General features: G+C 68.6%; 6 protein-coding genes. 4 read left to right on the forward strand and 2 right to left on the reverse strand.

The genetic code is table 11. The annotated features are described in order from the left end of the window. The coding region (mgtA, locus tag ACE3TU_RS14905; protein ID WP_374625534.1) for a magnesium-translocating P-type ATPase at positions 1-2,360 on the forward strand (2,360 nt) is incomplete at its 5' end. Here the strand turns inward: mgtA and ACE3TU_RS14910 are convergent. Beyond that, the gene (locus ACE3TU_RS14910) at positions 2,312-4,990 is read right to left on the reverse strand and encodes a GNAT family N-acetyltransferase (protein ID WP_374625536.1); all 2,679 of its coding nucleotides are present in this window, start codon (positions 4,988-4,990) and stop codon (positions 2,312-2,314) included. The genes mgtA and ACE3TU_RS14910 overlap by 49 nt on opposite strands. 172 nt (positions 4,991-5,162) lie before the next feature. On the opposite strand from ACE3TU_RS14910, the gene ACE3TU_RS14915 reads away from it, so the two are divergent. Together ACE3TU_RS14915 and ACE3TU_RS14920 are read left to right on the forward strand one after the other, a co-directional pair. After that, a complete protein-coding gene (locus tag ACE3TU_RS14915) occupies positions 5,163-5,660 on the forward strand; it encodes a hypothetical protein (RefSeq protein WP_374625538.1) in 498 nt (165 codons plus the stop codon). A gap of 160 nt (positions 5,661-5,820) precedes the next feature. Then, complete coding sequence (locus ACE3TU_RS14920; protein WP_374625541.1) at positions 5,821-6,471, forward strand: BON domain-containing protein; 651 nt, start codon at positions 5,821-5,823, stop codon at positions 6,469-6,471. Positions 6,472-6,542: 71 nt separating this feature from the next. Here the strand turns inward: ACE3TU_RS14920 and ppsA are convergent, their stop codons facing one another. Continuing rightward, the gene (gene ppsA / locus ACE3TU_RS14925; protein ID WP_374625543.1) at positions 6,543-8,936 is read right to left on the reverse strand and encodes a phosphoenolpyruvate synthase; all 2,394 of its coding nucleotides are present in this window, start codon (positions 8,934-8,936) and stop codon (positions 6,543-6,545) included. A 179-nt stretch (positions 8,937-9,115) separates the two neighbouring features. On the opposite strand from ppsA, the gene ACE3TU_RS14930 reads away from it, so the two are divergent. Beyond that, positions 9,116-9,359: glucokinase (locus ACE3TU_RS14930; RefSeq protein ID WP_374625545.1), on the forward strand; the 244-nt coding region annotated here is incomplete at its 3' end.

Below are 9,359 nucleotides of genomic sequence, written 5' to 3' on the forward strand. Positions count from 1 at the left end.
GCTCGCCCTTCGTGCTGATCCTGCTCGCGGCGGCGCTTCTGTCCTTTCTGGTCGGAGAGGGCGATCAGGCGCTGATCATCGTGGCCATCGTGCTCGCCAGCTCGCTGCTCGGCTTCTTCCAGGAATATCGGGCCGCACACACGGTCGCGGTCCTGCGCTCGCGCCTCAAGACGCTGGTGCGGGCCCGCCGCGACGGCGCAGTTCGGGATGTGGCGATCGGCGATATCGTCCCCGGTGATGTCATCGAGCTCAAGGCCGGCAGCATGATTGCCGCCGACGGCTGGCTGATCGAAGGGCTGGCGCTGCATGTCGACGAGGCGCCGCTGACGGGGGAGTCGTTTCCGGCGGCCAAGCTGGCTGCCGTGCCCGGGCGCCCCATGGACGCCGCGCACCTGGTGCATATGGGGACCTCCGTGCGCAGCGGCACCGGACAGATGGTCGTCGCGGTCACCGGCGCGGCCACCCAGTACGCGCGCATAGCGGCTTCGGCGCGCGGGCTGGAGGAGGAGACGAGCTTCGCCCGCGGGGTGCGCCGCTTCGGACTGATGATGACGCAGGTCATGGTGGCCATCGTCGTGCTGGTGCTGCCGATCAACCTGCTGCTCGACCGGCCACTGCTCGATTCGCTGCTGTTCTCCGCGGCTCTGGCCGTCGGCCTCACGCCGGAACTGCTGCCGGCGATCGTGACGGTGACGCTGGCGCGCGGAGCGGCGCAGCTGGCGAAGGCGGGAGTCCTCGTCAAACGGCTGGTGGCCATTGAGAATCTCGGTGCAATGGAGGTGCTGTGCACCGACAAGACCGGCACCCTGACCGAGGGCCGCCTTGAGCTCAAGCAGGTGGTGGACCTCGGTGGCACCGAGGCGGACACGGCCCGGTGGGCCTGGCTCAACGCGCAGTTCCAGAGCGGGCTGCCCAATCCGCTCGACGAGGCGATTCTGGCCGGTCTCGCCCCGGCGACGGGCTTCGCCCGGCTCGGCGAGGTGCCGTACGATTTCGAGCGGAAGCGCCTGTCGGTGCTGGTCAGGGGCGACGGCGGCCCGGTGCTGGTCTGCAAGGGCGCGGTGAGCGAGGTGCTGGCGCAGACCAGCCATGTGCGAGACGGCGCCGGACGGCGCGAACTCGACGCGGTCGGGCGGCAGGCCGAAGAGCAGCGCCTGCGCGAGTGGAGCGGCCGGGGCCTGCGCGTCATCGCGGTAGCGATCCGCGAGATGGACGGCGCAACCGGTGCCGGCGTGGCGGATGAGGTCGGCCTGACTCTCGCCGGTTACCTGCTGTTCGCCGACCCCATCAAGGCCGGCGTCGGCGCGACCATCGCGGCCCTCAAGGAGCGTGGCGTGGCGCTCAAGATCATCACCGGCGACAACCGGTTCGTGGCCGGAGAGGTTGCCGCGGCGGTCGGCCTCTCGAATCGGTCGATCCTCACCGGAGCCGATCTCGACCGGCTCAACCGTCGACGCCTTGCGCAGCGGCTCACCCATACCGAGGTCTTCGCCGAGGTGACCCCGGACCAGAAGGAACGGCTGATCGAGGCGTTTCGCCGGGCCGGCAAGGTGGTCGGCTATCTCGGCGACGGGATCAACGACGCCCCGGCGCTGCGCGCCGCCGATCTCGGCATATCCGTCGACACTGCGGTAGACGCGGCGCGCGAGGCCGCCGACGTGGTGCTGCTCGAGCGCGACCTGGGCGTTTTGCTCGCAGGGGTCATCAGCGGCCGGGCGAGCTTTGCCAACACCATGAAGTACGTGGCCATCACCACCAGCGCAAACCTGGGCAACATGCTGAGCATGGCCGTCGCCTCGATGCTGCTGCCGTTCCTGCCGCTGCTCGCCAAGCAGGTGCTGCTCAACAACTTTCTCTCCGACCTGCCGCTGCTGATGGTATCGACGGACAGAGTGGACGCAGATGTGCTGCAGCGGCCGGGGCGCTGGGACTTTCCGGCGCTGCTGCGCTCGATGCTGTCGTTCGGGCTGGTGAGCTCGGTCTTCGACGGGCTGACCTTCGTGCTGCTGCTGGCGCTGTTCGGCGACAACCCCGCCGCGGTACAGACCGGCTGGTTCCTCGAATCGCTGCTCACCGAACTCGCCATCATCTACGTGATGCGCACCCGGCGCCCCTTCTATGCCAGCACGCCCGGGCCATGGCTCGCCACCACCTCCGTTGCGGTGGCAGCCGTCGCCATTGCGCTGCCCTACCTGCCGCTCGGGCCGGCCACCGGCTTCGTGGCGCTGCCGCCGGCCGTCGTCCTGCTGCTGATGCTCATCGTTCTCGCCTATGCCGGCGCGTCGGAACTGCTGAAGCGCTGGCAGGCGGGTCACACGAGGTCGAGCGCGATCTCGACGACGGGGCGGACATCATCCTGAGGCAGGCGCCGGAAGCCGAGCTCGGCGGCGAACTCCAGCATCGCGGCATTCTCGCGCAGGACGAGGCCGGTCAGGCGCTTGAGCCCGTCGGCGCGGGCATAGGCGATCAGCCGCTCGATGAGGACCGTGCCGAGACCGCGGCCATGCAGGTCGGAGCGCACGAGGATGCCGAACTCGGCGGTCTCGTGATCCGGGTCGGAACTGTAGCGCGCGATCCCGGCCAGGATGCCGGTCGCCTCCTCGAGGGCGACGAAGGCGATGTCGCGGTCGTAGTCGAGCTGACTGAGGCGCACGAGTAACTCGCTGGAAATGGTCCGCATGGGGGTGAGGAAGCGAAGCCGCAGGTCCTCCGCCGTGACGCGGGCGAGAAACTCGGGGTAGAGCAGGGCGTCGGCCGGACGGATCGGCCGCAGCCGGTATGGGGATCCGCCGCAGGTCGCGGAGCTGTCCCAGCCGGTGGGGTAGGGGCGGATGACCAGCCCGGGGTGCGGCGAAGGCGTGCCGATGCGCGCCGGATCGATCTCGATGCGCGCGTCGAGCGCGATGGCACCGGTCTCGTCGGCCAGCAACGGATTGATGTCGGCAGCGACGACCGCAGGGAAATCGATCGCCAGCTGGCTGAGGCCGAGCAGGGCGGCAATGATCGCCGGTCGGTTCGCGGGCGGGCGGTCGCGGTAGCCGGCCAGGAGCCGTGCGATGCGGGTCGCGTCGATCATGTCGCCGGCGAGGACGTCGTCGAGCGGCACGAGGCCGGTGGCGGTGTCGGCAAGGATCTCGACGGCGGTGCCGCCGGCCCCGAACAGCACGATCGGGCCGAAGCTGGGATCGGTGCTGAGGCCGACCAGCAGTTCATGGGCACCGGGGCGCCTGACCATGGGCTGCACGGCGAAGCCGTCAAGGCCGCCTTCGGGATGGGCGGCGGCGACGCGCGCGGCGATCTGCTCGGCGGCGGCGCGTGCCGCCTGGGGCGTGGCGAGGCCGAGGACGACGCCGCCGATATCGGATTTGTGCGTGATGGTGCGCGACAGCAGCTTGACCACCACGGCGGCATTGGCCCCGAGCAGCGAGGCGGCGGCACGCTCTACGGCGGGTGCGTCGGCGGCGACGATGATTTCGGGGACCGCGATGCCGTAGGCGGCGAGAACCGACTTCGCCTCCGGCTCGGTGAGGACCCGACGCCCGTCGGCGGCGGCGCCGGCGATGATCCGAGCCGCGGCGTCACGGTCGACACGCGCCTCGCCGGTCACGCCGGGGACGCGCTCGAGGCGCTGGCGCAGGCCCGACCAGCGGGTGAGCAGCGAGACTGCCTCGGCTGCGGCGGATGGGGTGTCGGCCGTGGCGATACCGGCGCGGCGGAGCACGCCGCGGGCGGGTTCCGCCGCCTCCTTGCCGAGCCAGCAGGCGAGCAGCGGCTTGCCCTCGACCATGCCGCGCTTGGCCAGAGCGCCGACCGCTTCGGCCGCAGCATAGGGCGATGCCAGCGCGGTGGGGCAGTTCATGGCTAGGATGACGTCGACGCCGGCGTCGCGAGCGACGGCCGAAACGGCGGCGGTGTAGCGTTCCGGCGGCGCATCGCCGATGATGTCGACCGGGTTGCCGTGCGACCAGGTCGAGGGCAGGGCGGCATCGAGGGCGGCCCGGGTTTCGACCGACAAGTCTGCGAGCTTGCCGCCTTCGTCGAGGAGGCCATCGACGGCGAGCACGCCGGCGCCGCCGCCATTGGTGACGATGGCGAGCCGACCCGATCCGAGCGGCGGGAAGCGCGAGGTGACCTCGGCGGCATGGAAGAGGTCTTCGAGGTCGTTCACCCGGATCACGCCGGCACGGCGCAGGGCCGCATCGATGACATTGTCGGCACCGGCGAGCGCGCCGGTATGTGTCATGGCCGCCTTGGCCGCTTCCTGGTGCCGGCCCGGCTTGACGGCGATCACCGGCTTGACCCGGGCGGCGGCGCGCGCCGCCGACATGAACTTGCGCGGCGCGGTTATCGATTCGAGGTAGATCAGGATCGAGTCGGTGTCCCGATCGGCGGCCATCCAGTTGAGACAGTCGCCGACATCGACGTCGGCCATGTCGCCGAGCGAGAGGATCTGCGAGAAGCCGACCCCCTCCGTCGCGGCCCAGTCCACGATCGAGGAGACAATGGCACCAGATTGGGAGATCAGCCCCAGCCGACCCGCTCGCGGCGCGAGATGGGCAAAGCTGGCATTGAGCGCAACCAGCGGCGACAGCAACCCGATGGTATTCGGCCCGACGATGCGCATCAGCGAGGGCCGCGCGGCATCGAGCATCTTCTGGCGCAATCCGTCGGTCGTGCCGACACCAGCGGTGATGACGACGGCGCCGGCGCAGCCGCGCGCGGCGAGCTCGGCGACGAGGTCGGGCACGGAAGCGGGCGGCGTCATGACGACGGCAAGGTCGGGCGCCTCGGGCAGGTCGGCGATCCGCCGGTAGCACCTGAGGCCGTTCAGCTCACCGTACTTGGGATTGACCGGATAGATCGCTCCGCGGAAGCCTCCGGCAATGACATTGGCAAGGACGACGGCACCGACCGACCCCTGCCGCGCCGAAGCGCCGACCAGCGCAACCGAGCGGGGACGGAAACTGGGCTCGAGATTGCGGACGGTCATGGGTGTTCTCCGAGACAGAGTCAGGTGCGAGGTGGGCAGCATGGCTTGTGGCGCTGCCACGGCGGACCCACCTTGACACAGGTCAATGAGCCAAGCGTGACCCAAGCTTGCGCAAGATCAAGCCCGGGGTGGTGCGGCGGTGCTTGGATCGGTGGACGAGAGGAGACGGCGGATGAACAGCCTGGTGCTCTACTACTCCAATACCGGCAACACGCAGAAGGTCGCCCAGGTCCTCGCAACCGAGCTTGGCGCGGACCTTGGCGAGATCACCTGCGACCAGTATCTGAGCTTTCCGGGCCGGTTGCTGATGGCGCTCGACGTCTTCACCCGGCGAAGGCCGCGCATCGATCTCGTGGTGAAGCCGTCGGCGCAGTACGACCTGGTGGTGATCGGCGGGCCGGTCTGGGCGGCGCGACCGTCGCTGCCGCTGGCGGCCGCGATCGAGCGGGGCGGCTTCGGCGGGGCAGCGCTGGCGCACTTCGTCACCTGCAGCGGCACGTCGCCCAAATGGCCACCGGAGCGGGCCATTGCCGAGATGGAGAGCCTGTCGGATGTGCCTCCGCTGGCGACCCATATCTTCCGTGAGGCCGGGATTGCCTCGGGAGCGTTTCGTCAGGAAGCAGCAGGGTTTGCCGCAGAACTCCGCGCGGCCATGTCGCCCGCTGCGTGATGTCGGTATGCTCGGGGCTGCGTCGGCGTGACGTCCCTTAGCCCCGATTGCCCCGCGTGCCCTGAACGGAACGGCCTTGGTCGCAAATGCTGCCGTTCACGTGTATCAACGAACAGTGCCGGTCCGTCGCGGCCGACCCATATCGCCCAGGAGAAGAGGAATGCGTCCCGATCACATGCTGCAGGAGGCTGTGCAACAGCAGCTGGATTTCGAGCCGAGCATCGATGCCAGTCACATCGGCGTGGTCGCCCGCGATGGTGTGGTGACGCTGACCGGGAGAGTCGGCAGCCGTGCCGAGCGGGCCACGGCCGAGCGGGTCGCCTGCTCGGTCAAGGGGGTCAAGGCGGTGGTTGACGGGATCACCGTGGAGTTGCCCGGTGAACGCCGCACGTCCGACGAGCAACTGGCAGAGCGGGCCTACGCGCGGCTTGCCTCAAATGTCTCGGTGCCGCTCGACCGCATCAAGCTCGCCGTGCGCGACGGTGTCGTGACACTGCGCGGCGATGTCGACTGGCAGTACCAGCGCCAGGCCGCACTGCAGGATCTGCACCACCTGCCGGGACTGCGCGACGTGCAGGACGAAATCGCCATCAAGCCGCCGGTCGAGGCGGTGGCCGTCCACGACAAGATCCGCGACGCGCTGGCCCGCATCACCCTGGTCGAGGCCGACAACGTGCGGGTCGAGGTCAAGGGCAGCGTGGTCACGCTCAGCGGACAGGTGGCCTCCTGGCACGAGAAGGGCATAGCCGAGAGCACCGCCTGGTCGGTGCCCGGCGTGTCTCGGGTCGATAACCACATCGCGGTCGTCTGACACGGCGTGCCGACGCTGAACGAGGGGCGGCTCGGGGCCACCCCACTTGGCGCATTCGCGGTCCGGCGCGCTCAGGCCTGCGGCAGGCTGGCCTCGGCCGCGGCGATCTGGCGCTTCACCTGGGCGAAGCTGTCCGGGGTCACGGAGATCGAGTGAATCCCGGCCTCGACCAGGAAGCGGGCGAACTCGGGATGATCGGACGGGGCCTGTCCGCACAGCCCGATCTTGGCGCCGGCCTTGCGCGCTTCGCCGATGACGTTGGCAATCATCCACTTGACCGCCGCGTCCTGCTCGTCGAACAGCCCGGCCAGTTCGCCCGAGTCGCGGTCGACACCGAGCGTGAGCTGGGTCAGGTCGTTTGAGCCGATCGAGAAGCCGTCGAAACGGCGGGCGAACTCGGCGGCGAGGATGACGTTCGAGGGGATCTCGCACATCACGTAGACCTGCAGGCCGGCCTCGCCGCGCGCGAGGCCGAACTCTGCCATGGTTTCGAGCACCTTGTCCGCCTCACCGGTCGAGCGGCAGAACGGGATCATAACCACGACATTGGCGAAGCCCAGTTCCTCGCGCAGCCGCTTGATCGCCTTGCATTCGAGCGCAAAGCCCTCCCGGTAGCGCGGGGAGTAGTAGCGCGAGGCCCCGCGGAAGCCGATCATCGGGTTCTCTTCGCCGGGCTCGAACTCGGCGCCGCCGACGAGGCCGGCATACTCGTTGGTCTTGAAGTCGCTCATCCGCACGATCACCGGCTTGGGGTAGACGGCGGCGGCGATGCGGGCGAGGCCGCGCGAGAGCTGATCGACGAAATACTCGGACTTGTCGGCATAGCCGGCGGTGAGGGCGGCGATCTCGGCCTTGGCCGCCTCGTCCTTGAGGCTGTCGAACCGGACGAGGGCCATCGGGTGGACGCGGATGGCATTGGAGATGACGAACTCCATGCGGGCGAGGCCGACGCCGTCGGCGGGCAATTGCCACCAGCGGAACGCGGCGCCCGGATTGGCGAGGTTGAGCATCACCTGGGTGCGCGTCTCGGGCAGGGCGGTCACGTCGAGTGTTTCGGCATGATAGGTGGCCGTGCCCTCGTAGACGAACCCTTCGTCGCCCTCCGCGCACGAGATCGATACCTCCTGGCCGGTATGGAGCAGGTGGGTCGCTTCGCCCGTGCCCACCACGGCCGGAAGGCCGAGCTCGCGGCTGACGATGGCCGCGTGCGAGGTCCGGCCACCATGATCGGTGACGATGGCGGCGGCGCGCTTCATCACCGGCACCCAGTCCGGGTCCGTGGTCGAGGTGACGAGCACCGAGCCATCGATGAACTGGTCGATATCCTTGACACTCTCGATCAGGCAGACTTGTCCCGAGACCACGGCGTCGCCGATGGCGATGCCCTTGGTGAGCACCTTGCCCTTCTGGTCGATCTTGTAGCTCTTGAGTGCGCCGGCGGCACGCCGGGACTGCACGGTTTCGGGGCGAGCCTGGACGATGAACATCTCGCGGGTTTCACCGTCGCGGGCCCATTCCATGTCCATCGGGCAGCCATAGTGCGTCTCGATCGTCGTCGCCCATCGCGCCAGCGTCAGGATCTCCCCGTCGTCGAGGACGAAGGCGGCACGCTCGGCCTTGGAGGTCGGCACGTTGCGGGTCGGCTGCTCGCCGGTGGCGTAGATCATCTTGATCGCCTTCTCGCCGCGTGTCTTGGCGGTGATGGGGGTCAGGGCGGCATTGCCGAGCAGCGGCTTGAAGACCTGGTATTCGTCGGGGTCGACCGCCCCCTGGACCACGTTCTCGCCCAGCCCCCAGGCGGCGTTGATCAGCACCACCTTGTCGAAGCCGGTCTCGGTGTCGATGGAGAACATCACGCCGGAGCCGCCGAGATCGGACCGCACCATCTGCTGCACGCCGATCGAGAGAGCGACCTTCATCTGGTCGAAGCCCTTGGCCTTGCGATAGCTGATGGCCCGGTCGGTGAACAGCGAGGCGTAGCAGCGGCGGCAGGCATCCATTAGTCCGGCTTCGCCGCGGATGTTGAGGAACGTCTCCTGCTGTCCGGCAAAGCTTGCGTCTGGCAAGTCCTCGGCAGTGGCGCTGGAGCGTACCGCGACGTCGACCTCCGCCTTGCCGGCCCGGCGCGACAGCTCACGATAGGCCTCGGCGATCTGGCGCGCGATGTCGGCGGTGAAACGACCCTTGAGGATGAGGGCGCGGATCGCGGCCCCGGTTTCGGCGAGGGTGGCATGCCCCGCCTCCCAGTCGCCGACGAGGGCACCGATGGCCGCGCGCAGGCCGTTCGAGTCAATGAAGGTCCAATAGGCATCGGAGGTGGTGGCAAAACCGGGCGGCACCTTGATGCCCTTTTCGCCCAGCGTCTTCACCATCTCGCCCAGGGATGCGTTCTTGCCCCCGACCAGTGCGACATCGGTGCGACGAAGGTTCTCGAACCACTCGATCGTGGTGGCGGCTTTGACCATGATACATTCTCCGGTGCAATGGCTCGAGCGCGGCTCGAGGGGGTGCAGATTGACCTGCGCAGGAGCCTGACGCCGATCGGCGCCGGCCTCTTTGATCAGGGTCAAATTGCTTCCGACGCGGCCGTCGCATGATACTCGTGCCAGTGGGGGATCGCCCCTTGGAGGCTGAAGGACGAGAGATGAACGAGAATTCCAGGCAGGCCTTGGTCGGCGCGATCGGCGGCACCTACATCAGCCTTGCGCTCACCGACATCGATGAGTTGAGCGTGTCGAACTTTGCGCTGCTCAGCACCGGGGATTTCTCCAATCCGATGCAGGCGATCGAGCGGTACCTGAAGTCGGTTCCGCGTTGCCCCGACAAGGTGGGCCTGGCCATTGCGGGGACGGTGCACGACACCAAGGCGCATATGCATCACCGGCCCT

The sequence above is a fragment of the Devosia sp. genome (assembly GCF_041917035.1).
Taxonomy (GTDB): domain Bacteria; phylum Pseudomonadota; class Alphaproteobacteria; order Rhizobiales; family Devosiaceae; genus Devosia_A.

Excerpts from the sequence above, each read along its gene's own strand:
- ACE3TU_RS14910 (WP_374625536.1), bottom strand. The coding sequence starts at position 4,990 with ATGACCGTCCGCAATCTCGAGCCCAGTTTCCGTCCCCGCTCGGTTGCG.
- ACE3TU_RS14915 (WP_374625538.1), top strand. The coding sequence starts at position 5,163 with ATGAACAGCCTGGTGCTCTACTACTCCAATACCGGCAACACGCAGAAG.
- ppsA (WP_374625543.1), bottom strand. The coding sequence starts at position 8,936 with ATGGTCAAAGCCGCCACCACGATCGAGTGGTTCGAGAACCTTCGTCGC.
- ACE3TU_RS14920 (WP_374625541.1), top strand. The coding sequence starts at position 5,821 with ATGCGTCCCGATCACATGCTGCAGGAGGCTGTGCAACAGCAGCTGGAT.